Origin of the sequence: Mycobacteroides sp. H003 (assembly GCF_001440135.1) — a bacterium.
GTDB lineage: Bacteria > Actinomycetota > Actinomycetes > Mycobacteriales > Mycobacteriaceae > Mycobacterium > Mycobacterium gwanakae.
Genome location: NZ_LJYL01000024.1, coordinates 24,139 through 47,798, shown reverse-complemented (window position 1 = coordinate 47,798; position 23,660 = coordinate 24,139). Strand labels below are relative to the sequence as shown.

The 23,660-nt window shown below is 62.9% G+C and carries 24 protein-coding genes; 10 read left to right on the top strand and 14 right to left on the bottom strand.

Annotated elements, in window-relative coordinates:
- Nucleotides 1-514: 514 nt before the first annotated feature.
- Nucleotides 515-3,439, bottom strand: coding sequence for an RND family transporter (locus tag AOT87_RS17090; RefSeq protein WP_044105720.1), 2,925 nt, complete (start codon nucleotides 3,437-3,439; stop codon nucleotides 515-517).
- Nucleotides 3,436-3,831: an MmpS family transport accessory protein gene (locus AOT87_RS17085; protein WP_232783323.1), complete on the bottom strand. Its 396-nt coding sequence runs from the start codon at nucleotides 3,829-3,831 to the stop codon at nucleotides 3,436-3,438. Before AOT87_RS17085 ends, AOT87_RS17090 begins: the two co-directional genes overlap by 4 nt.
- A 358-nt stretch (nucleotides 3,832-4,189) precedes the next feature.
- Between AOT87_RS17085 and AOT87_RS17080 the strand changes: the two genes are divergently transcribed.
- Nucleotides 4,190-4,855, top strand: a complete 666-nt coding sequence (locus AOT87_RS17080) for a TetR family transcriptional regulator (RefSeq protein WP_057968371.1) — start codon at nucleotides 4,190-4,192, stop codon at nucleotides 4,853-4,855.
- 1 nt (nucleotide 4,856) lies between these two features.
- On the opposite strand, the gene coaE is transcribed toward AOT87_RS17080, so the two are convergent.
- Entirely contained in the window at nucleotides 4,857-6,053 is a 1,197-nt protein-coding gene (gene coaE / locus AOT87_RS17075) for a dephospho-CoA kinase (protein WP_057968370.1), read from the bottom strand.
- A 145-nt stretch (nucleotides 6,054-6,198) separates the two neighbouring features.
- Nucleotides 6,199-7,644 carry a 30S ribosomal protein S1 gene (gene rpsA / locus AOT87_RS17070; protein ID WP_030098083.1) on the bottom strand — a complete coding sequence of 482 codons (1,446 nt, stop codon included), beginning with the start codon at nucleotides 7,642-7,644 and terminating at the stop codon, nucleotides 6,199-6,201.
- 208 nt (nucleotides 7,645-7,852) lie between these two features.
- Between rpsA and AOT87_RS17065 the strand changes: the two genes are divergently transcribed.
- The gene (locus AOT87_RS17065) at nucleotides 7,853-9,016 is read left to right on the top strand and encodes a PrsW family intramembrane metalloprotease (RefSeq protein ID WP_057968369.1); all 1,164 of its coding nucleotides are present in this window, start codon (nucleotides 7,853-7,855) and stop codon (nucleotides 9,014-9,016) included.
- A gap of 43 nt (nucleotides 9,017-9,059) precedes the next feature.
- Complete coding sequence (locus tag AOT87_RS17060; protein WP_030098085.1) at nucleotides 9,060-10,541, top strand: NAD(P)/FAD-dependent oxidoreductase; 1,482 nt, start codon at nucleotides 9,060-9,062, stop codon at nucleotides 10,539-10,541.
- Here the strand turns inward: AOT87_RS17060 and AOT87_RS17055 are convergent.
- A complete protein-coding gene (locus AOT87_RS17055) occupies nucleotides 10,538-10,993 on the bottom strand; it encodes a MarR family winged helix-turn-helix transcriptional regulator (protein ID WP_057968408.1) in 456 nt (151 codons plus the stop codon). The genes AOT87_RS17060 and AOT87_RS17055 overlap by 4 nt on opposite strands.
- Before the next feature lie 123 nt (nucleotides 10,994-11,116).
- Between AOT87_RS17055 and AOT87_RS17050 the strand changes: the two genes are divergently transcribed.
- Nucleotides 11,117-12,319, top strand: coding sequence for an FAD-dependent oxidoreductase (locus AOT87_RS17050; protein ID WP_057968368.1), 1,203 nt, complete (start codon nucleotides 11,117-11,119; stop codon nucleotides 12,317-12,319).
- A gap of 9 nt (nucleotides 12,320-12,328) precedes the next feature.
- Here AOT87_RS17050 and AOT87_RS17045 read toward each other — a convergent pair whose 3' ends face one another.
- Nucleotides 12,329-13,102 carry a DUF2127 domain-containing protein gene (locus AOT87_RS17045; RefSeq protein WP_057968367.1) on the bottom strand — a complete coding sequence of 258 codons (774 nt, stop codon included), beginning with the start codon at nucleotides 13,100-13,102 and terminating at the stop codon, nucleotides 12,329-12,331.
- 70 nt (nucleotides 13,103-13,172) lie between these two features.
- Here AOT87_RS17045 and AOT87_RS17040 point away from each other — a divergent pair, with 70 nt between their 5' ends.
- Nucleotides 13,173-13,937, top strand: a complete 765-nt coding sequence (locus AOT87_RS17040; protein WP_030098089.1) for a polysaccharide deacetylase family protein — start codon at nucleotides 13,173-13,175, stop codon at nucleotides 13,935-13,937.
- Here AOT87_RS17040 and AOT87_RS17035 read toward each other — a convergent pair.
- Complete coding sequence (locus AOT87_RS17035; protein ID WP_057968366.1) at nucleotides 13,934-14,788, bottom strand: phytanoyl-CoA dioxygenase family protein; 855 nt, start codon at nucleotides 14,786-14,788, stop codon at nucleotides 13,934-13,936. The two genes, AOT87_RS17040 and AOT87_RS17035, sit on opposite strands and share 4 nt — an antisense overlap.
- Before the next feature lie 45 nt (nucleotides 14,789-14,833).
- Here AOT87_RS17035 and AOT87_RS17030 point away from each other — a divergent pair, with 45 nt between their 5' ends.
- Together AOT87_RS17030 and AOT87_RS17025 are read left to right on the top strand one after the other, a co-directional pair.
- On the top strand, nucleotides 14,834-15,412 hold the full coding sequence (locus AOT87_RS17030; protein ID WP_057968365.1) for a TetR/AcrR family transcriptional regulator: 579 nt from the start codon (nucleotides 14,834-14,836) through the stop codon (nucleotides 15,410-15,412).
- A 56-nt stretch (nucleotides 15,413-15,468) separates the two neighbouring features.
- Nucleotides 15,469-15,903 (top strand): hypothetical protein, encoded by a 435-nt coding sequence (locus tag AOT87_RS17025; protein ID WP_046253579.1) that lies wholly within the window; start codon nucleotides 15,469-15,471, stop codon nucleotides 15,901-15,903.
- Nucleotides 15,904-15,919: 16 nt separating this feature from the next.
- On the opposite strand, the gene AOT87_RS17020 is transcribed toward AOT87_RS17025, so the two are convergent.
- Nucleotides 15,920-16,705, bottom strand: coding sequence for an MBL fold metallo-hydrolase (locus AOT87_RS17020; RefSeq protein ID WP_057968364.1), 786 nt, complete (start codon nucleotides 16,703-16,705; stop codon nucleotides 15,920-15,922).
- 121 nt (nucleotides 16,706-16,826) lie between these two features.
- On the opposite strand from AOT87_RS17020, the gene AOT87_RS17015 reads away from it, so the two are divergent.
- Nucleotides 16,827-17,261, top strand: a complete 435-nt coding sequence (locus AOT87_RS17015; RefSeq protein ID WP_057968407.1) for a PPOX class F420-dependent oxidoreductase — start codon at nucleotides 16,827-16,829, stop codon at nucleotides 17,259-17,261.
- A gap of 3 nt (nucleotides 17,262-17,264) precedes the next feature.
- Here the strand turns inward: AOT87_RS17015 and AOT87_RS17010 are convergent, their stop codons facing one another.
- Complete coding sequence (locus AOT87_RS17010; protein ID WP_057968363.1) at nucleotides 17,265-17,708, bottom strand: nuclear transport factor 2 family protein; 444 nt, start codon at nucleotides 17,706-17,708, stop codon at nucleotides 17,265-17,267.
- 94 nt (nucleotides 17,709-17,802) lie between these two features.
- Here AOT87_RS17010 and AOT87_RS17005 point away from each other — a divergent pair, with 94 nt between their 5' ends.
- Nucleotides 17,803-18,138 (top strand): YnfA family protein, encoded by a 336-nt coding sequence (locus AOT87_RS17005; RefSeq protein WP_057968362.1) that lies wholly within the window; start codon nucleotides 17,803-17,805, stop codon nucleotides 18,136-18,138.
- Nucleotides 18,135-19,394 (top strand): amino acid permease, encoded by a 1,260-nt coding sequence (locus AOT87_RS17000; RefSeq protein ID WP_057968361.1) that lies wholly within the window; start codon nucleotides 18,135-18,137, stop codon nucleotides 19,392-19,394. Before AOT87_RS17005 ends, AOT87_RS17000 begins: the two co-directional genes overlap by 4 nt.
- Here AOT87_RS17000 and AOT87_RS16995 read toward each other — a convergent pair.
- From AOT87_RS16995 to AOT87_RS16975, 5 genes are read right to left on the bottom strand one after another with little or no spacing between them, the layout of a single operon-like run.
- Nucleotides 19,369-20,367 (bottom strand): cation diffusion facilitator family transporter, encoded by a 999-nt coding sequence (locus AOT87_RS16995; protein WP_057968360.1) that lies wholly within the window; start codon nucleotides 20,365-20,367, stop codon nucleotides 19,369-19,371. The two genes, AOT87_RS17000 and AOT87_RS16995, sit on opposite strands and share 26 nt — an antisense overlap.
- Nucleotides 20,364-20,750: a metalloregulator ArsR/SmtB family transcription factor gene (locus tag AOT87_RS16990; RefSeq protein ID WP_046253572.1), complete on the bottom strand. Its 387-nt coding sequence runs from the start codon at nucleotides 20,748-20,750 to the stop codon at nucleotides 20,364-20,366. The genes AOT87_RS16995 and AOT87_RS16990 overlap by 4 nt, the downstream gene beginning before the upstream one ends.
- Nucleotides 20,751-20,806: 56 nt before the next feature.
- Nucleotides 20,807-21,475, bottom strand: a complete 669-nt coding sequence (locus tag AOT87_RS16985; RefSeq protein ID WP_057968359.1) for a cation transporter — start codon at nucleotides 21,473-21,475, stop codon at nucleotides 20,807-20,809.
- Nucleotides 21,475-21,798, bottom strand: a complete 324-nt coding sequence (locus AOT87_RS16980) for a winged helix-turn-helix domain-containing protein (RefSeq protein ID WP_057968358.1) — start codon at nucleotides 21,796-21,798, stop codon at nucleotides 21,475-21,477. The genes AOT87_RS16985 and AOT87_RS16980 overlap by 1 nt, the downstream gene beginning before the upstream one ends.
- Before the next feature lie 43 nt (nucleotides 21,799-21,841).
- On the bottom strand, nucleotides 21,842-23,644 hold the full coding sequence (locus AOT87_RS16975) for an amidohydrolase family protein (RefSeq protein ID WP_057968357.1): 1,803 nt from the start codon (nucleotides 23,642-23,644) through the stop codon (nucleotides 21,842-21,844).
- Nucleotides 23,645-23,660: the final 16 nt, after the last annotated feature.

Below are 23,660 nucleotides of genomic sequence, written 5' to 3'. Positions count from 1 at the left end.
CAAGCGGATGTCAACAACCGATGACACTGTTCTATTCCCGGCTTCTTTTCGTTGATGTTACGAAAGAGCCTGCTCGCACATCGAAGTTAGTGACTGACTTCGGGATCACACCAGCTAATGGACCTGGGCGGTGTTTGCCACTGCTATCTTTCGGCTCGCCGCCCAAGTCAACCGTGGACACCGCCGACACGCCACGCCCCCGCTGGCGTCGCGGCGGGTGAAAGTGATCAAATCCAAGCCGATCGAACGGGCGTGTCCTTCGCCACATTGAGAGACATTTGTCCATTAGCAACGCGCAGCCACGCGCTCCAAGCCGTCGGTCAGCGTGATTTCAGCAAACGATCTGGCGCATCATTCAACGCTCGAGATACGACGAATGCGATGACTCACGAGAAGATCCGGCCATTCGCAAAAGCGAATTGCCCAAGCGGCGGCACCAGCTCTGGTAACACCTGTCTACACGCGCGCGCCGGTAGACGGGTGTCGGCCGAACTGCCAGCGAACGGCCGAAGACTCAGACAGATGGCCTCGGGAACTCGGTCGTCACCGGGTCATCGCCGTGCCCGGTACCGACAGACGCCGGTTGAGGAGGTGTCTTCGGCGGTGGCAGTGGCCGGGTGCGCACATTCAGCGGCCACCAGAACCAGCGGCCGAGGATCGTCGCGATAGCCGGGGTCATGAAGGAGCGCACGATGAGCGTGTCGAACAACAGGCCCAGTGCAATGGTCGTCCCGACCTGCCCGATGATCCGCAGATCGCTGACCACCATGACGGCCATGGTGAAGGCGAAGACCAGACCGGCAGATGTCACCACGCTGCCGGTGCCACCCATTGAGCGGATGATGCCGGTCTTCAGGCCGCCGTGTAGCTCCTCCTTGAGTCGGGAGACCAAGAGCAGGTTGTAGTCCGAACCCACCGCGAGGAGCACGATGATGGCCATTTGCATGACAAGCCAATGCAATTCGATGCCAAAGATGTACTGCCAGATGATGACCGACAAACCGAACGAAGCACCGAGAGACAGCGCGACCGTACCCACGATGACCAGCGCTGCCACGAAGCTTCGCGTGATGAGCAACATGATCAGGAAGATCAGGCACAGCGCGGAGATGCCGGCGATCATCAGGTCGTAGCGCGCGCCATCGGACATGTCCTTGAACACGGCCGCGGTACCGCCCAGCTCGATCTTGGCGTCCTCGAGGGGTGTGCCCTTGACGGCCTCGATCGCGGCCTGCTTGATCGGCTCCACATGCGCGAGGCCTTCGGGCGTAGCGGGATCTCCTCGGTGCGAGATGATCATCCGGACCGCCTTGCCGTCCGGCGACAGGAACGACTTCAGACCGCGTTTGAAGTCGGCGTTGTCGAAGATTTCCGGTGGCAGGTAGAAGGAGTCGTCATTCTTGGCGGCGTCGAACGCCTTACCCATGGCGGTCGAGTTCTGACTCATCTCGTCCATTTGGTTATAGAAGCCAGACATGGTGCTGTGCTGCGTCAGCATCATCTTCTGCATGTCTTCCATGATGGGGACCATTGCCGACATGTCCGACACCATCTTGGGCATCAGCTGGTCCATCCGCTCCATGTTGACCACCATGCCGTCCATGGTTTCGGTCATTTCATCGATCTTGTCGAGGGTGTCGAAGATCGAACGCATGGCCCAGCACATGGGTATGTCGAAGCAGTGCTTCTCCCAGTACAAGTAGTTGCGAATGGGGCGGAACCAGTCATCGAAGTTCGAGATGCTGTCTCGCATCTCGTGGATGGTGCCCTGCAAGGTGTGCATGTCGCCGACGAGCGAGTGGGTGATGCCCGCCATCGTTGTCATATTGGCGAGCGTCCGCTTCATGATGACGACGTTCTCGCCCATCTTGTCGGCCTGGACCTTCATATCGGCCATGCGGTCCTTCATCAGCTTCATGTTCTGTAGCTGACCCACGCTCTGCATGCTGATGAGGAACGGGATGGAGGTGTGTTCGATCGGCGTGCCCTGTGGGCGCGTAATCGCTTGCACACGAGCGATTCCCGGAACGCGGAAGACAGCCTTGGCCACCTTGTCGATGACCAGGAAGTCCGCCGAGTTACGCATGTCGTGATCGGACTCGATCAGGAGCATTTCCGGGCTCATCCGAGCCTGCGAGAAATGCCGCCCCGCCGCTTCGAATCCAGCGTTGGCGGGGATGTCCTTGGGGATGTACTTCTTGTCGTCGTAACTGGTCCGGTATCCGGGCAGCGCCGCCAGGCCGATGATGGCAATCGCCAACGCGGCCGCGAGCACCGGCCCGGGCCAGCGCACGATCGTGGTTCCGATCTTGCGCCAGGTACGAATACGCATGGCGCGCTTGGGCTCGAACAGTCCGAAGCGGCTTCCGATGGTGATCAGCGCCGGCCCCATTGTCAGCGAGACCAAGACACCCGTGAGCAGACCCACCGAGCACGGCACGCCGAGGCTTTGGAAGTAAGGCATGCGCGTGAAGCTCAGGCAGTACATGGCGCCGGCGATCGTGAGGCCTGAGCCCAGAATGACGTGCGCCGTGCCATGGAACATCTCGTAGTAGGCAGCCTCTTTGTCGGACCCCATGGCCCGGGCTTCCTGGTAACGGCCGATCAAGAAGATGGCGTAGTCGGTACCGGCCGCGATGGAGAGCATCACCAGCAGGTTCACCGCGAATGTCGACAACCCGATGATCTGATGGTCGCCCAGGAACGCGATCACACCTCGGGCCACGCTCAACTGAACGCCCACGAACAGGAACACCATGATCACGGTGAAGATCGATCGATAGAAGAACAGCAGCATCACCACGATGACCAGGAACGTGAGCGCGGTGATGAGCTTGAGGCTGCCGTCACCCGCGTGGTTCATATCGGTCTGCAGCGCGCCGGGGCCGGTGACGTACACCGTGAGCCCGTCGGGCAGCTTGGCGCCGTCCTTGGTCCAGTTCGCCTCGACCTTTTTGACGATTTCGCGGACCGCTTCGGTGGACTCGTTGGACAGCGTCTCGCCCATGTTTCCGGCGAGGTTCACCTGTACGTAGGTGGCCTTGCCGTCGGTGCTCTGGGCTCCCGCCTCGGTGAGTGGATCACCCCAGAAGTCCTGCACGTGCTGAACGTGTTTGGCGTCAGCGCGCAGCTGCGCCACCATTTCGTCGTAGAACTTGTGCGCTCCGGGGCCCAGGCGTTCTTGCCCCTCTAGCACGATCATCGCCACGCTGTCGGAGTCAGACTCCTTGAACATCTGGCCCATGTGCTTCATCGCCTGCATGGACGGCGCACTTTGTGGGCTCAGTGAGACGGTCTGTTCTTTACCGACCGTGTCGAGCGATTTCTGCGTCCCGAAGACGACGACCAACAGCACCCAGAAGATAAGGATGGGAATCGACAGGCGCCGAATCCATTTGGCCAGGAAGGTAGGCTCCCCGCCGCCGTGTGCCCCGCTCATGCAGACTTCACAAAGCAGTAGACGTAGGCGCTCACCTCGTTGGTATACCTTTCATCTTTTTTCTCGTCATTGGCCGTGATACGGCAGCCCAACCCGTCGGCATTACGCGTCTGCGCCAGGATGTTTCCCGTCATCGACGGTGCCGTCGTGATGATCTCGATCGACCACGGCAAGACCGCGCCATTGATCTGATGCGGCTCGCCCTCTTTGTCGATGTAGTTGATGTCGGCGACGGTTCCGGGCGGGCCGAAGATCTCGTAGACCACGTGCTTGGGCTTGGAGTTGTTTTTGTCGTCGGTCATGCTGCCCGCGTAAGTGGGCAACTGATAAGAACCGAAAATGCCGCGAATGCGCCACACCGCAAAACCCGCGATGGCCAGGACCAACACCATCACCAGCGGGATCCACGCCCGCTTCAATGCGCTGAGAATCGTAAAACCCCTTCACCCGTTGGCGTTACGCAAGCCGACGCCACTCGCCCGAACCTGGCTCAACTACTGATCGGATATCCGCACCCGACCGCCCCATCGGAAGGCGGCGCAGCTATCGCCACGTGATGGTCGCTTCGAGCCTGCGGTACCCGGGCGCATCCGCCCGGACGTTTCTCGAAGTAAACCATGCCTAAGTGCGGAACAGTTGGCTCCCTTCCAGCGCGTTCATCAGGATCTTTAACGCATATCACGTGCGTAACGCACGCTACCGGGTGGTTCGCTACGTCGCAAATCACACGCCGTGCGTTATCCTCGGCACGTGGCGCAACTGACATTCCAACGCGCCCGCACGGACGAAAAGAAGCGTCAGCGGGCCGCAGCGATCGTGGAAGCCGCACGATCCCTGGCCGTGGAATCCGGTGTCACCTCGGTAACGCTGACCGCCGTCGCCAACCGCGCCGGAGTGCACTATTCCGCAGTTCGGCGCTATTTCAGCTCCCACAAGGAAGTGCTGCTGCACCTGGCTGCCGAAGGCTGGACTCGCTGGTCGGACACGGTGTGTTCGGCGCTGGCCGAGCCCGGCACCGGCTCCCCTGCCCGCGTGGCCGAGGCCCTCGTGCACGGGCTCGCGGCGGATCCCCTGTTCTGCGACCTACTCGCGAACCAGCACCTGCATCTCGAACACGAGGTCGATGTGGAGCGCGTCGCGGAAGTCAAGCAGATCAGCAATGTGGCGGTGATGGCGATCGCCGAATCAATCGAGCGAGCGCTCCCCCAGGTCGGTCGCAAGAGTTCATTGGACATCCTGGTGGCGGCCTTCTCACTGGCCGCGATGCTGTGGCAGGTCGCCCATCCACCGGAGGGCCTCGACCACGACTACAAGAACGAGCCAGGCGTTCCGCCGGACTGGAATCTTGACTTCGAGCCGGCGCTGACGAGGCTGTTGACGGCGACCTGCGTCGGCATCGTCACGCAGGCGCGCTGACTCAGCTTGTCGCTGGCGTCCAGCCGGTCTCGTCGGCCCATGCCAGTGCCCGGGGATACGCCTGCGCGAACCAGGGTTCCTTGGCCTCCACGTAGGCGGCCGTGTCCTGCGGGCTCTCCTGCGCCGTCTGCTCGGCAAGACGCTTGACTTCCAGATACTCCCCACGTACCTGCGGGTCCGCGCGCAACCAGTCCCGGAAGATCAATGCGTAACGCTGACCCGGCCAGCCGTCGACCCGCAGGTGCACATGCGCGAGTCGGCCCGGATCCGCGGACGCGTGGAAACGCTTACCCCAGCGCGCGCCATCGCCCGCGTGCGGGTTATCGCCCGTGATCCGGTCCAGCCTCGGCAGCCCGATATCGGCCAGAGATCCCGCCAAAGCGTCTGCTACTTCCAGAGATTCAACCGTCACCTGGATGTCGATGACGTCCTTGGCCTCGAGTCCCGGTACCGCGGTGGAACCGATGTGGTCGATCCGCAGAGCCTTGGACCCGCACGCCACGGCGAGACGATTGATGATGCGTTGCGCCTGCGCGGGCCAGGTGGGATCGGCGGGAGCCAACACCGGGTCGGCGCGCACGTGCTGACGAGTCCGCAGATTGATCTCATAGGGCAGCAACCGGACGGCCCACAGATCACGGACTGTTTGAGCAAGCGCATCGGTATCACCTGAATTATCAAGCCACACATCGGCGATGGCGCGACGTTGCTCGTCGCTCGCCTGCGCGGCCACCCGGGAACGGGCGTCCTGTTCATCCATGCCGCGATGCGTGATGAGCCGCGTCACGCGCGTCTCGATCTCCGCATGCACCACCAGCACCAGGTGATAGAAGGGTGCCAATGAGTTCTCGGTGAGCAACGGAATGTCTTCCACCACAATGGCATCCTCACCGGCGGCGGCCATCAGTTCAGCTCGGCGGGATCCGACCAACGGGTGCACGATCCCGTTGAGCGTGGCACGGTGCGTGTCGTCCTGGAACGCGATTGCGGCCAATGCGGGTCGATCCAACGCCCCATCGGGCCGCAGGATCGATTCACCGAAGGCCTCCACGAGCGCTGTCAGACCCGGAGTTCCCGGTTCGACCACTTCGCGCGCGATGACATCGCTGTCCACGATGAACGCACCGCATTCCGCGAGCGTCCGGGACACCGTGGACTTCCCCGCGCCAATTCCTCCGGTCAGGCCGATCCTCAACATGCCCGCAGTCTGTCACTCCCGGCGCGTTCACTATGCGTTGGGGGCGTTGCCCTCTCGGATTGCCCAGATATCGCCGCCCTGAGCTCACCGTCAACAAAAGAAGGCCCCGGTCGTGATGACCGGGGCCCTCCTTCAGAACACGTGCTTAGGCGTTACCAGCCAGCTTCTCGCGCAGTGCGGCGAGCTGCTCGTCGTTGGCGAGCGAGCCACCCTGCGAAGCCGAATCATCGGACCGCGAGGAGCCGTTCGAGGACGCGGCAGCAGCCTCCGCCTCGGCGGCAGCGGCGGACTTCTCCATCTGAATGGTGTGCATCTTGTGACGACGCTCGGCCTCGGCGTACCGGGCCTCCCACTCTTCACGCTGCTTGTCGAAGCCTTCGAGCCACTCGTTCGTCTCGGAGTCGAAACCCTCCGGGAAGATGTAGTTGCCGGCCTCGTCGTAGCTGTCCGCCATGCCGTACTTCGAGGGGTCGAACTCCTCGGTGTAGTCCTCGTTGGCCTGCTTGAGGCTCAGCGAGATGCGGCGACGCTCCAGGTCGATGTCGATGACCTTGACCATCGCGTCGTCACCGACACCCACAACCTGATCCGGCACCTCGACGTGGCGCTCGGACAGCTCGGAGATGTGCACCAGCCCCTCGATGCCCTCTTCCACGCGGACGAACGCACCGAACGGCACCAGCTTGGTGACCTTGCCGGGCACGATCTGGCCGATGGCGTGGGTACGAGCGAAGTGACGCCACGGGTCTTCCTGGGTTGCCTTGAGCGACAACGAAACCCGCTCGCGGTCCATATCGACGTCGAGCACCTCGACGGTGACCTCGTCGCCCACCTGAACCACCTCGGACGGGTGGTCGATGTGCTTCCAGGACAGCTCGGACACGTGAACCAGGCCGTCAACCCCTCCGAGATCGACGAACGCGCCGAAGTTGACGATCGAGGACACGACACCCTTGCGGATGGCACCCTTGGTGAGCTGGTTGAGGAACTCGCTGCGCACCTCGGACTGGGTCTGCTCCAGCCAGGCACGACGGCTCAGCACCACGTTGTTGCGGTTGCGGTCGAGCTCGATGATCTTGGCCTCGATCTCCTTGCCGATGTACGGCTGCAGATCGCGGACACGACGCATCTCGACCAGCGACGCGGGCAGGAAGCCGCGCAGGCCGATGTCGAGGATCAGGCCGCCCTTGACGACCTCGATGACGGTGCCCTTGACGGCCTCGTCCTTCTCCTTAAGCTCTTCGATCGTGCCCCAGGCCCGCTCGTACTGAGCGCGCTTCTTGGACAGGATCAGACGGCCTTCCTTGTCCTCCTTGGTGAGGACCAGGGCCTCGACCTCGTCGCCCACGGAAACGACCTCGTTGGGGTCGACATCGTGCTTAATCGACAGTTCGCGGGACGGGATGACACCTTCGGTCTTGTAACCGATGTCAAGAAGAACTTCGTCGCGGTCAACCTTGACGATGGTCCCCTCGACGATGTCGCCATCGTTGAAGTACTTGATCGTCTTGTCGATAGCGGCGAGAAAATCCTCGGCCGAGCCGATGTCGTTGACGGCTACTTGCGGCGAGGTCACGGTGGGACTTGGCATGTGTTGGGTTGCTCCGGACAGGTTGTGTAGTAGGGACAGTTCTGCCACAGCTAGCTTCAGCTGCGGGCGTGCTTCGACCTCCGCACGTGCGGCAGAGATGGACTTCACCTTACTCGACTGCCCTCCACCAGGACAAACCCGGTCTCCTTGGCGACCGGAGCCCCCGGGCGGATACCGCACCCGCGAGTAAGCGCGCAGCTACTCTTCGGTGGTGTCCTACGCGCCCGCTCCCGCACCTATGCCACCCATCCCGGGATTTCCCCAGCGGATCAAAAAAGTCGGCGCGCCGATCGGGGTCATCATCGCCCTGGCGCTGGTGACGGGATTGATTCTGGCCGGCCTGCTTCTCTCCAACCCGGTCGGCGCGATGATCGGATTGGTCCTGTCGAGCATCGCGATCGGGGTCGTCGTCCTCTGCTACCTCTGGCTGGACCGATGGGAACCGGAACCCTCGAGGCTCCTTGTACTGGCCTTCACCTGGGGCGCGTCCCTATCCGTCGTCGTCTCGATCATCCTCGAACTGGCCTTTGGGTCCGTTTTCGATCCCGAGGGCGGCACGACCTTCGCGGCGATAGCGATCCGTGCGCCCTTCATCGAAGAAGCTGCCAAGGGCGCCTTTCTGCTTCTGATGTTGACCGGCCGGCGCCGCCACGAACTCAACTCGCTCACCGATTGCCTCGTCTACGCGGGCATCACCGCCGCCGGATTCGCATGGCTCGAAGACATCGCCTACATCGGTAGTGGCAACACTGTTGGCGAGTCAGTAATTACCGCGATCCTGCGGCTGGGACTGGGCCCCTTCGCCCACTCCTTGTTCACCACCATGACGGGTATCGGCATCTACTACTCGCTGCGGCAACGCAGTGCCCTCGCCAAATTCCTGTGCATAGGTGCGGGGTACCTCGCGGCGGTCCTCATGCACGGCCTGTGGAATGGCTCGTCATTTCTCGGATTCCAGGGCTACCTCACGGTGTACGTGCTGTGGATGGTCCCCATTTTTGTGCTGATGATCGTGGTGGGAGTGCGCAGCCGGCGCAAGGAACAGCATGTCGTCGCCGAGAAACTGCCGGGGATGGTGGCCGCCGGGCTGGTCACCCCCAACGAGGCCACCTGGCTGGGTTCGATCAAGGATCGCAAGCACGCCATCGCCGAAGCCAGACGAATCGGCGGTGCCCCCAGTGGCGCCGCGGTGAAGAACTTCGCGGCACAGGTCGTCGAGCTGGCGTTCGTACGCGACCGCATAGAACGAGGCTCTCGCGACCCGCGCGATATCGCCCTGCAGACCGAAGAGGCGTACGCGGTCATGGCCGCCCGGGCCGCCGCTCCGGTCTTGCAAGCACTCTCGGGGTATCGCGCACCTGCCACGGGGTAGCGTGAGGATGGGTGTTGTCTAGTCAAAGGCGATCAGGAGCATCATGGCCGAGATCTCGGAGCACGACCTGCTTGACGTTCTCATTGTGGGAGCCGGAATATCCGGCATCAATGCCGCTGTCCGATTGAGCGCGGCGGGCCGCAGCTTTCATATCGTCGAGCGCCGGGAACGCATCGGCGGGACCTGGGACCTGTTCCGGTACCCCGGAATCCGATCCGACAGCGATATCTACACACTGAGCTTCGGGTACCACCCCTGGCACGAACGCAATACCATCGCCGACGGCGCCGATATCCGTGACTACCTGGAGAACGCCGCCCGCGATTACGGCATCGACGGCCAGATCACGTTCTCCGCCAAGGTTACTGGGGCCGACTTCCGTACCGATACCGACACCTGGGCGGTGCGGGTGGACACGCCGGAAGGACCGACGACCTACCGGTCCCGATTCCTCTACCTGTGCACCGGTTACTACAACTACGACGACGGCTACACCCCCCAGTTCCCGGGTATCGCCGATTTCGCAGGAAAGCTGATCCACCCCCAGCACTGGCCTGAAGACCTGGATTGCTCGGGCAAGGAGGTAACGGTTATCGGCAGCGGCGCCACGGCGGTCACGCTGGTGCCGTCATTGGCACGTGCCGGAGCAAAGGTGAGTATGTTGCAACGCTCCCCGAGCTACGTCTACCCCATCGACCGGGCAGATCGCGTCGTCGGCCTGGTTCGGAAAGTACTTCCGCCCAATCTTGTTCAGCATTTCGCCCGGATCTGGCTGGGCGGGTTCAGCTGGATCATGTACCACGTCTGCCGTAGGGCTCCGGGATTCGCCAAATGGTTCATCAGGCGCCGGATCTCCAAGCGGCTACCCGCCGACTATCCGGTCGACGTTCACTTCAAGCCGCGGTACAACCCGTGGGATCAGCGCGTATGCGCCGACACCGATGGAGATCTCTTCGAGGCCATCAGCGCTGGTGGTGTTCGCATGGTCACTGACACCATCGAGTCCTTCACGCCGTCGGGCATCCGGCTGGGATCAGGTGAGGAATTGCGTGCCGACGTCATCATCACGGCAACCGGCCTCAACCTTCAGATTTTCGGGGGCATCGCATTGAGCGTGGACGGCTCCCCCATCGATTCTCCAAATCGCTTCATCTACAAGGGATACCTGATCGAAGGGGTACCGAACGCCGCATGGAGCGTCGGTTACACCAATGCGTCATGGACGCTGCGCGCCGATTTGAGTGCGCGGGCGGTGGTACGACTTCTCGACTACATGGACCGCCGCGGTTACACCCACGCCTATCCGGACCGGCACGGCGAGGAGCTCGAAGCCCGACCGTTCTTCAACCTGTCATCGGGCTATGTAAGCCGCGGCGGTGACCACATGCCACGTTCCGGAGTGAAGGGCCCCTGGGCCATCCGGCACAACTATGTGCTGGATCTTCTTGCGTTCCATCGTGATCGAATGGACGAGAACATGCGCTTCGGTACCGCGAAGTCAAAGGCCGTGTCCTCGGCCGCCTAGCGACTGGGGCCGATCTCCGAATCATCAAGCCCCGCCAGGTGCGAGAGCACTCGAAAAAACACAACGCGATCTGCCGGGGAGACACCGGCCAGGATTCGCCTCTCGTTCTCCCGAATCGCTTTCTGCACTGCGGTAACGGTTTTACGGCCACCTGCCGTCAATGACAGCAGATTACTGCGCCGATCACTGGGATCGGGCTGCCGGTTGATCAGCTTCCGATCCTGCAGATCGTCAAGCACGGCGATGATCCGGGTGCGGTCCGCCCCTATGGAACTGGCCAGACTGGCCTGACTACTCGCTTCGTTGTCCTTGAGCGCGGTCAGCACGGCGTACGCCCACATCGACAGACCATGGGCTTCCAGCAGCGGCAGCTCCGCCCGTATCAATGATCGCCCGAGCGGAACCATCAGCGCCGCAAGGTCAGGCCGGGCATCTGGATTCTGTTGCGCCACGAACATCAGGATAGACGACGTCACAAGATCGTATACTTTGTAAAATCATAAGCATGCGTATATCAGCTACGGCATTGCACGAGTGACCCCCGCCGCAACCGGTTCGGGCGTAGCGTCCCGGGTATGACGCAAGTTCTGCAGACTCAGGTGTGCGTTGCCGGCGGCGGCCCCGCCGGACTGGTGCATGCACTCCTGCTGGCGAGGGCGGGGATCAACGTCGTCGTCCTGGAAAAGCACGCCGACTTTCTGCGTGATTTCCGCGGGGATACCGTGCACCCCACCACCATGCGCATCATCGATGATCTCGGGTTCATCGATGATTTTCTGCGGCTGCCACACCAGAAGGTCGATCACATCGCCTTCGATGGCGACGGCAGACTGCGCACCTTCGGTGACTTCCGCGCGCTCAAGTGGTTGGGATACAAACAGCCCTACATCGCATTCATGCCCCAGTGGGACTTCCTGGACTTCCTGGCCGAAAAAGCCGAGCACTACCCGGAATTCACCCTTATCCGTAACGCGGAAGTCACCGGCTTGATCATCGAGCGTGACCGCGTGGCCGGGGTACGTACACCGGAGCTGGAGGTGCACGCAGAACTGGTCATTGCCGCCGACGGACGCACCTCAGCGGTACGCGCCGCGTCGGGACTGGACACTGCCAACGAGAGTTCGCCGATGGATGTGCTGTGGTTCCGGCTGAACCGGCGACCGGGCGATCCCGATGAGACCTTCGCGGTACTACGTCGAGGCCTGTTGTTGGCCATGATCCATCGCGGTGACTACTGGCAGGTCGCCCATCTCATGCCCAAGGGGGCGGGACCGCAGAACGGCTCTCTCGACGCATTCAAGGAGCGCTTGATCACCGCACGCCCGCAGCTGCGTGAGCACGTGAACGATCTTCATTCCTGGGAGGACACCAGCCATCTGGATGTCCGGGTTGATCGACTCAAGACCTGGTGGCGTCCGGGTCTGCTGTGCATAGGCGATGCCGCGCATGCCATGTCGCCTGCCGGCGGTGTCGGCATCAATCTGGCGGTCGCCGACGCCGTGGCTGCCGCGAACATCTTTGCGGGGCCGCTACGCCGGGGGCGCGTCACCGATGAGGAACTCGCCACGGTGCAACGCCGACGTGAGCTTCCGACCAAAGCGGTGCAAGCGTTCCAGGTGTTCGTCCAGGACAACGTGATCGAACCGGTTCTCACCGGCGATCTGTCCCCGATCAAACTGCCGTTCTTCGTCGGACGGGGCCCGCTCAAGTTCATACCCCCGATCGCGGTGGGCAGGGGTTTGCGTCCGGAACGGGTGCACACCCCAGACGTGCACTAGGGGCGCGGCTCAATGCTCGTGCAGGTTCTCCGCCAGCGTGGCCCGTTCGACACTCAGCAGACTCTCGGCGCGATGTTCTTCCTCGTACGCCTTGCCGCCACCGTTGAGCCCGAATAGCCGCTTGCTCCACAGCAGCCACACCACGGCCACGATGTTGACCAATAGCGCCAAAACCCGGAGAACAGTTTGCTTTTCAATCAGCTCGTAGATCTCCAGCGGCAAGAAGATGCTTGTCGCGATGACGGCGAAATATTCGCCCCAGCGCTTCATCAGCCACAGACCGAATGCCTCGATGAACTCGATCGCGGCGTAGGCCCCCAAACCCACCGCCACCCACATCAACGTCGACGACGACAGCGCGAATGCCTCGCCGATATGACGAATGATCTTGGAATTGTCCGGGTTCCAGCCGATCTGGTTGGCCAGCGGCCGGATCAGCGGAAGGTCTCGCTCGAAAACCTGTTGAAGATGTTCGCGCGATCCGCGGACCTTCACCACACCCACCGCCAGCAAGACGAACACCAGCCCGCGGAACACACGCTCGACCGCGAGTATCCGCATCAAGGTCCGGTCGCGCAGCAGCCGTCCGCGCGGAATCTCCGGTGCGGTATCGGCCGGTCCGCGGTAGCGCGGCGCGCCCACCACAAAGGTCTCGCAGCGCAGACACCGCCACGCCTCCCCGACCGGTGTCTCGACCCGCAGCCGGTCCCGCAGCGGCTGCTCGTCCGGAGCGAATGTCGCGTGTCCTCGCAGACCGCACGAGCGCAGAGCAAAGTTGATCACGGAAGAAACGGTAGCCCGACACCATCTGCCACGCCGCACGATATACAGGTTCCGGCGCTACCCTGTCGTCGTGTTCGACCGTCGCCGGTTTCTCACACTGTTGGCCGGAGCGGCCGCAGTGGGTGCCGCTGTTCTCGAGTCCGTCTCCGCGGCTGCCGACCCCGGCACCTCAGCGGGAGCCGGCAGCGGAGGACTGACGCGGGTGCCGTTGCCCGGGGGCGGTGCCTTGACCGCACTGCCATCGCGCACCGACGGTCAGCGATTGCTCGCCTTGACCCTTGACGACGGCACCGATGCGAATGTGATCGCCGCCTATACCCAACTGGCGCGTGACACCGGAATCCGCTTGACCTACTTCGTCAATGGGGTGAACGCGGGATGGACGCAGAATGCCCAGCTGCTGCGTCCACTCGTCGACAGCGGGCAGATTCAGCTGGGCAATCACACCTGGTCTCACCCGGACCTCACGACACTGACCGCCGCGCAGATCGATGACCAGTTGACGCGCAACACCAAGTTCCTGACCAACACCTACGGGGTCAACCCGGCGCCGTTCTTCCGGCCTCCATACGGAAAGCACAACACCGCAACCGATTCGGTCACTCAGGGGCTCGGCTACGGGCCGCCGGTGCTGTGGTACGGCTCCTTGTCGGACTCTGGCGTCGTCACGCCGCAGTACATCGTGGACATGGCCCGCAAGTACTTCAACCCGCAGGCCATCGTCATCGGTCACCTCAACCACCCCCCGGTGACCACCGTTTACCACCAGTTGCTCGACGTCATCGGGGAACGGCAGCTGCGCACCGTGACACTCAACGACGTCTATCAGCACTAGAGCAAGGGGGCGCCCGGCTCCAGCAGCCGCTTGGGATGCATACCGTCGACCTGACCGATAAACGGCGGATGAATGCTGTATCCCAGCATCCGGCGAATGTCCTCCGATACGGCGCGAACGGTGTCGCGTGTCATCGACAAGGTGAACGCCTCCTGCGGGCGCAGCCACGGCTCGCAGTATTGAGCGGTCAGGGCCAGCCGTGCGGCGCCGGTTCGGTTCGCACCACCGCCATGCCAGAGCGTGCCGGGAAAGAACACGCAGGAACCCGCCTTCATCACCACGGGTTCACGCTCGGCTTCTTGTGGTCGGCGATCACCCCAAAGATGGCTGCCCGCAACAATATCGGTGGCGCCGTTGTCGGCGGTGAAATCATCGATCGCCCAGATCGTCGCGGCGCCCAAACCGGCGCGGGGACGCGGAATGGGATAGAAGCCGTCGTCGGTGTGCAGCATCTGAGCCTGCTCGCCGGGCAAGATGTTGATGACCTGCAACATCGAGAGCAGATAGTTCGGCAGGAAAAGCCGATCCAGCAGGGCCAAGACGCGCGGGTGATCCGCAATCCGGTCACACGCACGTGTCTTGTTCAGGACGCTGTACACCCGCTGAGTGGTATGTCCTTCAAAACCGTTCCGGCCATGCAGATTCAGCAGGGGCGCAACGGCATCCCGAATCTGGTCCAACTCGTCAGCGGTCAGCAGATCCGGCAAGATCACGTAGCCGTCGCGGCGCATCGCCGCCAAGTCCGCCTCCGCGACAGCAGGATCGATGCCCTGGCCGCTACTGGCGGTCCGCCGATGAGTCCCGGCCAGGTCGCCGTTCAAATCCACCAACGACGACACGTCCGCGCCCATCGCCACTCCTAAACATAAGATAATTATGTTTTGTACGATGACATAGTGGCACGCCCCTCAATCGGACGTCAACAGCTCATCGACGCCGCCCGTGACGAACTTGTCCGCGGCTACGGAGTGATGGATCTGAGCGGATTGACCCGACGAGCCGGGCTCACCACCGGCGCTCTCTACCATCACTTCGGATCAAAAAGCGGCCTGCTCGCCGTCATTTACGACGAGTTCTACGAGGGCCTCGTCCACGCGATTGCCGACGCGCATCTGGCCATGGACACCGACTGGCATGTTCATGAACTGGAGCGCACCCGTCGCTTCGTCGACTATCACGTCGCAGATCCACTGGCGCCGATCCTGCTCAACCGCGCCGCACTGGATCCCCAGCTGGCCGAGCTGGAAGCGACCTACCTGCAACGCATTAGCCACAACGCCGCCAAGAACATCCGTCGCGGTCAGAAACTGGGTCAGTTGCCCGCAGACATCGAACCCGACAGCGCGGGAGCCTTCATCATCGGCGGAATTCGGTACGGGATCGCGCAACAACTCCGCCTGACCCCACTCCCCGCACCCGGGCAGATCACCGACCGACTGTGGCGCCTCATCTCCGCAGCCCTGGGAGCCGACTGAACCGCCGCGTCGGGAAACTTCGGCCAGATCGATGACACATGGGCGATACTCCCTGCATGCGTTCGATACCTGTGGGCCGCACGGCCGCTCTCACCCTCGCCGTTCTCGGCGCGGGACTCGTCTCCTGCCCGACGGCAATGGCGGCGCCCTCCGGCGAGGTTGCCCTCTGCTTCGACGGCGACGTCCGTGTCAGCGCCTGGCAGGCGAGCCAAGCCGATGCACGTCGCGACCTGATCCCCGGCACGCTCAACATGAACGCCACGGACGGCCTGGCCGGACCCAAGCAGGCGTACTTCCAGTGGCGCAACCTGACCACTGGCGCTGTCGGCGAAGCGCACGGCGACGGGTCGGGCACCGCAGGAGCATCGATCTACAACGTCGTCACCGGCCCCGGCCAGGTAGAGATCACCACCGATTACGGTGGCCGTTCCGGCTTCTTCTGGAATGACGAAAACATCGCCCACTGCACCGGGACCGTCACCGTCGTCTAGAAACTCCGATTGGCGCTCAAACAACCTGGCGCGCAAGCCGCGCGAACGCCGAGGTGTCATGGCTGCAGAACACGGTGACGTCCCCGGCCTGCTCGGCGACCAACTCGGTGAGGCGCCGCATGTTCTGCCATTGAGCACGCGGGCGACTCGGGTGCGCGGTGATCATGTGCATGGCCCTGCTCGCGGTGGTCAACGGGCCGCTGCCGATCGCATGCGGCTCGGTATATGCATCACCGGCATGCAGTAGCCATCCGTTTCCCGTGTCGACGGCGACGCCAACGTGGCCCCTTGTATGTCCGTACAGAGGCACAACCAGAATCTCCGGCGGCAGCCCGTTGAGGTCCCGAACGGCGTCAAAACCGAACCACGGCTCGCCACCGTCAAGCTCGTTGATCTGCCAGTTGACTCCATGCCCACACAATTGGGCAGTGCGGTAACGGATTCGATCGACGAAGGTTGGCTGCCTACTGGCCCGAAGCTCGGGCCCGTGCACGTGCACGGTCGCCGACGGGAAATCCGCAAGGCCGCCGGTGTGGTCGTAATCCAAATGGGTCAGCAGTACATGCCGTACGTCAGCCGGGTCGTAACCTAACGCGGCGATCTGTCGCACCGCCGTCTCGCTCTCCCGCAGCACAGGTCCGATGGCGTGCCGCGTCCACCCGAGTAGTCGCGGATTTCGGATGCATTCGAGACCGAACCCCGTATCGACGAGCACCAGCCCGGAGTTCGGCGTCTCCACCAGCAAGCAGTGGTCTACAAAACCGAATGCCATTGTGCCGCAATTGAGATGGTGGACCTTCATACCTCACCTCATCGTTGCCGAAGCCCGTCTTCCTGCACAGTATCTTCCCGGTATCTTCCCGGTCTCGTCTTTCGGGTCGACTGCGCGGAATACCGGCCCCATGCGCCTGGTTCGTGCAGATATGAATGCCGCCCCGCAGTTCGATCCGCATGCGCTCATAGCCGACAGCCGCATCGGCGTCCTGGCGACCATCAGATCCACTGGACTCCCGCAGCTCTCCCCCGTCACTCCGTTCTATGACCGCGACAAGGGCGTCATCTACGTCTCGATGACGGACGGCCGTGCCAAGACCGTGAACCTTCGCCGTGATCCCCGCGCCGCACTGGAGGTCACCAGCTCGGACGGACGGGCCTGGGCAACGGCTGAGGGTGGCGTGACCCTGACCGGGCCCGGTACCGACCCTCACGGGCCCGAAGTCGAAGCGCTCGTCGACTACTACCGCGGAGCGGCCGGCGAACATCCTGATTGGGAGGAGTACCGCTCTGTCATGGTGTCCGACCGACGCGTCCTGATGGCGTTGAAGGTCGAGCGCGTCTACGGCGAGAAACTGCGCTGAGCCTCAGACCTTTCCTGTTGCGTCATAAATCCAGCTCATGTCCGCACTCGCGAGGTCTTCCAACCATGATGGCGGCGCCACGCTCGTCAGTGCCCCCATGTCCCAGTAGTCCTTCCAGAGCGTGATTTTCCCGTCAATCACCTTGAGCACAGACGCGAACCGCAGCAGCGCGGTTTCCCCGGTGGTCCAGATCCATGTCTCGGAGTGCTCATACATCACGTCTGCACCATTGGCGACGATTAGCCCGTCATGGTGCACATAGTCCTTCAGCGGCTCCAGGCCGATCTTCAGACGCTTGACGATGTTCTCTGGCCCGCATGCCGCAGCGGTGGGTCCGACCGGCATGTCCAAGTAAATGCAATCATCGTCAAGAAACGTGGTGACCGCGTCCCAGTTTCTCTCCGAAAGAGCTACCCACAGACCGATAACCACCGACGCTGATGACATCCCGATAGCTTTCCTTCCCCCGAAGTACAACGAGTCGAAATCCTACGAGCCGCGCACTCCCGCCGGGTCCGATCGGGGCGATTAGGCTCCCCCCATGCCTGTCACAAAGTCGATCCTCTTATTCGCCGCAGCCGCGGTCCTCGAGATCGGCGGTGCCTGGCTCGTATGGCAGGGCGTGCGCGAGCATCGCGGCTGGACATGGGCGGGATTCGGAGTGATCGCACTGGGCGCCTACGGATTCGTGGCGACCCTGCAACCGGATGCCCACTTCGGCCGCATCTTGGCGGCTTACGGCGGAGTGTTCGTCGCCGGGTCACTCTTGTGGGGCATGGTGATGGACGGGTTCCAACCCGATCGCTGGGATGTGGCAGGCGCGCTGCTCTGCGTGGCCGGCGTCGGGGTCATCATGTACATGCCGCGGAACGCATGAGCCGCGCCCCGTCCGGCCCCCTTCGACGGGAACTGGGCACATTCGACGCCGTCATGATCGGGTTGGGCTCCATGCTCGGCGCCGGAATCTTCGCCGCCTTGGGGCCCGCCGCCCAATCGGCCGGTTCAGCGCTGCTGCTGGGCCTGGGACTGGCCGCGGTGATCGCCTACTGCAATGCGACATCCTCGGCCCGGCTGGCTGCGGTGTATCCCGCCTCAGGCGGCACCTACGTGTACGGCCGCAAGCGTCTCGGCGACTTCTGGGGATATCTGGCCGGTTGGGGCTTCGTGGTCGGGAAAACCGCGTCATGCGCCGCCATGGCCCTGACCGTGGGCTTCTACGCGTGGCCTACCCACGCACACGCCGTCGCCGTAGCGGCGGTGGTGGCCCTGACCGCGATCAACTATGCGGGAGTTCAAAAGTCGGCATGGGTGACACGCGTAATCGTGGCGATCGTGCTGTCGGTGTTGGCGGCGATTGTGGTTACGGCGTTCGGATCCGACGGCATCGATGTCGCGACCCTCGACATCACCGATGTGTCGATCACCGGAGTGCTGCAGGCCGCGGGCCTGTTGTTTTTCGCGTTCGCCGGATATGCCCGCATCGCGACTCTGGGTGAGGAGGTACGCGATCCGGCACGCACCATCCCCCGCGCGATCCCCATCGCGTTGGCGATCACTCTGGTGGTGTATGCCGTTGTCGCCGTGGCGACCTTGACGACGCTGGGTCCGGAGCGAATGGCGGAATCCGCAGCTCCCCTGCTCGACACCGTCACCGCGGCGGGTGTGCGGTGGATGGAACCGGTGGTGCGGATCGGCGCCATCGTGGCGGCGACGGGCTCGTTGCTGGCACTCATCCTCGGAGTCTCACGCACCACCTTCGCGATGGCGCGTGATCGCCATCTACCTCACGTCCTGGCGGCGGTGCACCCCAAGTACGGAGTACCGTACCGCGCTGAACTTCTTGTCGGTCTTGTGGTCTCGATCCTGGCAGCCACCGCCGACCTGCGCGGCGCGATCGGGTTCTCGTCCTTCGCGGTGCTGGTGTACTACGCGGTAGCCAATGCCTCGGCGTGGACACTCGCCCCCGCCGAGGGGCGACCGCCGCGAATAGTTCCGGCGCTTGGTCTCGCCGGCTGCCTGGTGATTGCCCTCGCACTGCCACGGCCTTCGGTCGTCGCCGGCGCAGCCGTGCTGGCAGTCGGCATTTTCATCTACGCCGTCCGCCGCCTCAGTGTCCCGGGTACGCGTGAATAAGAGCGCTGTCCAGCTTTGACACCGCATGAGTCAGTTCGTGTTCGGCAACATGAGCGATCCGGTGCGCTTCAGCCAGGCTGATGTCCGGGTCGACATCGAGTTCGGCATCCGCGTGGAGGCGATGCCCGATCCATCGCAGCCGCACGCTGCGCACTGTGCGCACCCCCGGCTGAGCCACCAACGCCGTTTCCGCGGCATCGACCAATGCGGGATCCACCCCGTCCATCAACCGCCGGAATACATCTCGAACCGCGGTGCGCAGCACCACGAGAATCGCCACGGTGATCACCAATCCAATGATCGGGTCCGCCAAGGGATATCCCAATGCGACACCTCCGGCACCCAGTACCACAGCCAGTGAGGTGAACCCGTCGGTGCGCGCATGCAGGCCATCGGCGACCAGTGCCGCAGAACCGATCCGGCGGCCTACCCTGATCCGGTAGAGGGCGACGAGTTCATTTCCGATGAACCCGACCACTCCGGCGACCGCCACCCAACCCAGTTGACCGATCTGCACCGGGTTGATCAGACGCATCACAGCCTCATAGCCCGCCACCACGGCCGACAGCGCGATCATCGATACGACGAACAGGCCGGCCAGATCCTCGGCGCGTCCAAATCCGTAGGTGTATCGCCTTGTCGCGACCCGTGTTCCGAGTGCGAAGGCTATCCACAGCGGCACCGCCGTGAGCGCATCGGAGAAGTTGTGAATGGTGTCGGCGGCGAGCGCCACAGAACCGGACACCACCACGATCGCCACTTGAAACGCAGCCGTCACCAGCAGCGCGGCCAGGCTGATCTTCACGGCCCGAGTTCCGGCCGCACTGGAGCTGAGGGCATCGTCGATGCTGTCGGCGGCATCGTGACTATGCGGCGACACGATCTCGGCGAGCAGGCCCCTCAACCCTCCGGGATGCTGATGACCATGATCATGGTGATCGTGATGAGCGGGCTGGTTTCGGGTGTGACTCATTTCTTACCAACCTTTTTCACGGATCCGGCGGTATGCAGCACGGCCTCCGCGCGGTGATGCGGCGGGATTCCCGGACCCGCATGCTCGGCGTTGTGGACGGCATCGGTCACCAACTGCTCGACGTGTTCGTTTTCCAGGCTGTAGTAAACGGTGGTGCCATCGCGACGAGTCCGGACCAACCGGGCCATACGTAACTTCGCCAAGTGCTGCGACACCGAGGGCGCCGGTTTGCCAACGTGGTCGGCCAGCTCATTGACCGACAACTCGCCGCCAGTCAGTGCCCACAACACCCGAACCCGGGTGGCATCGGCAAGCATTCGAAATACTTCGACTACCAGCCCAACCTGCTCATCGCCCAATGGCGAACTGTCAGCATTCACCATTACGCCCCTCTACTGCATATCTGCATTGATACGCAGATAGTAGACCACGGAGACCGTCAGTGCTCGCAGCACCCACATCCGTCGGCGGCGGCATTCCCCGGCACCGACGTGGTCATTGGTGCGCAGCAGGATTCGCCCCTCCAGGCGTTCATGCCCTCACGCACCGCGATGGCAGCGATCACGAGCGCCGCGACCGGGTCCGCCCATGACCACCCGAAGAGGGAGTTGACGAGCAGTCCTACCAGCAAGACCGCCGACAGATATGTGCACAGCAGCGTCTGCTTGGAATCGGCCACCGCCGACGCAGATCCCAGCTCACGACCTGCCCGGCGTTGCGCCCAAGACAGCACCGGCATGACCGCGAGGCTCACCGCCGCCAGCGCGATACCGATCGTCGAATGCCGCGCCTCGCCGATCCCCGCCAGCGACCGGATCGACTCCACCGTCACATACGCGGCCAGCGCAAAGAACGAGAACGCGATGGCACGCAGCGCGGCCTTCTCCCTAGTCTGCGGATCCTCGGCACTGAATTGCCACGCCACCGCGGCGGCCGAAGACACCTCGATAACCGAATCCAAGCCGAAGCCGATCAGCGCGGTCGAGGACACCCGCGCACCTTCCGAAAGGGCGACGACGGCCTCGATGACGTTGTAGGTGATCGTGGCGGCGACGAAAAGACGCACCCTGCGATTGAGCACGTCTCGGCGCTGGGACGTGAGCACCATCAGCAGCAACCCTCATTAGCCGGGCAGCAGGACGGATCGACCGTCAGCACCAAGTCCACCAAGTCATCCAGGGCGTGGGCGATCCGCGTATCGGCCAGCTCGTAACGGGTGCGCCGACCCTCGGGAACGGCGATGACAAGTCCGCAACCGCGAAGACACGCAAGGTGATTCGAGGTGATCTGACGCGATACCCCGACCTCCTCGGCGAGCTCCGAAGGGTAACCGGGCCGCGATCGCAGGCTCAGCAGGATCGCCGAGCGCGTCGGGTCCGACAGTGCCGATCCAAATCTCGTCAGGGCATCACGATGGACCAGGGTCTCCATGACATGGATAGTACATCTTCTGCTGTATTCAGATCTAGATGTACTAACTGACGGCCGGTACGTGCCCCGCCGAAGCCGAACGTGCTTTCTGCCCGGCACGCAGAAAGACTCCCGTTCGCTCCTTTCCGAGAATTTCGGTGGGCTTGCCGTCGACCACGACGCCGTGTCCGCCGACCAGCACCGAGCAGACTGTCTCATCATTGCGATTGACCATCCGCGACAATCCCCCGTAAGCAGCAACGGACTGCTCGGCATACTCCGTCAGGGATCCATCGAGCCTCGCGGGGTCAACCACCAAAAGGTCTGCCCGGTCGCCGATTCGGAGATGACCGGCATCGATCTGGTACCAATCGGCAAGCTCACCAGTCAGTCGGTGCACGGCCTGCTCGATGGTCATGAACGGCTGTCCGGCTAGTTGCGCCTCGTGCACATGCCTCAATAGCCGCAGCCCGAAGTTGTAGAAGGCCATGTTCCGCAGGTGAGCACCGGCATCGGAGAAGCCGAGCTGGATGCCGGGATCTTGCGCGAGCTGCCTAAGCACCTCGGGGCGATGATTGGAAATAGTGGTGCGCCAGCGGATGGCGGCCCCGTGTTCTAGCACCAGATCAAGGAACGCGTCGACAGGGTGCAGGCCCCCGCGGTCCAGACCGACCTGGCCGAAAGACTTGCCGACGACCGAGGCATCAGGGCAGGCAACGATCTCGGCATCGAAAAAGTCTCTGTGCCAGACTCTTACACCAAACTTGCTCTCGTACTCCTTGCGGAACCGGCGACGGTACTTCTCGTCGCGCAGCAGATCATTGCGCTCCACTTCGTTGCGCAAGTGCAGGGCCGCGGCCCCCGCACCGAATTCTTCGAAGATCACCAGGTCGATACCGTCCGCATAGACCTCAAATGGCACGGGCAGATGCTGCCAGCGGAAATTGCCACCCAGTTTGTTGATGATGCGAGCGAGCGGCCCCATCGCCCTGATCGCATACGGGTTGGCCTTGATATCGGCCGCCGATAGCAGCGACGTCGATAGCCGCTTGCGCAGGATGCCCAGAGACTGGACTGCCTGCGACAACACGTTCAACGGATTCTCGATGTCCGGACCGGATTGCAGCGCCCGATTCCTTTGGCGAAGCTGGGATTTGAGCTTTCGCAGCTCACGCGGCTTGGCATAGGTAGACGGCAGCGTCCGAGAACGGCACACATCGCCGTCCAGCTTGTCGAAGAGCAGCTGCTGAGAGGACATTCCGACAAAACCAGCATCGAGGGCCTCGGTCAACCACCTGTCCATCTGCGACTGCTCATCGGGCGTGGGCCGTTCGTTCTTACGGGTGGCGCGATCCAAACCCATCACCGCCGCGCGCATATCCGAATGCCCCAGGAACGTGGCGATGTTCGGCCCCAGCGGAAGCGACTCCAGCGCCGCGATGTACTCGCGCGCATTCGTCCATGTCTTGTGCCGATCCATCGCCCCGATGACGTGATCGCGCGGTATCGCCTCCACCCTGCCGAAGATGTCCCCGGCATCGACGCCGTTGACATGCACCACGGACAGCGAGCAAGAACCCAGTAGCACCGTTGTCACGCCGTGCCGCACCGACTCCGACAGTGCGGGTGCGGCGAGGACTTCCACGTCGTAATGCGTGTGGACGTCCACCAACCCCGGGAGCACCCATTTTCCCGTCGCATCAATGATGTGCGGACAGTTCGTGACATCGAGGTCGCCGTGCGAGATCGCGACAATATGGCCGTCCTTGATCCCGATGTCTCGGATAGCCGATGCCGCGCCGGTTCCATCGAACCATCGCCCATTTTTGATCACCGTGTCGAACTGCACGTCGTTGTGCGAAGCCATAGTCGACTCTCCTTGT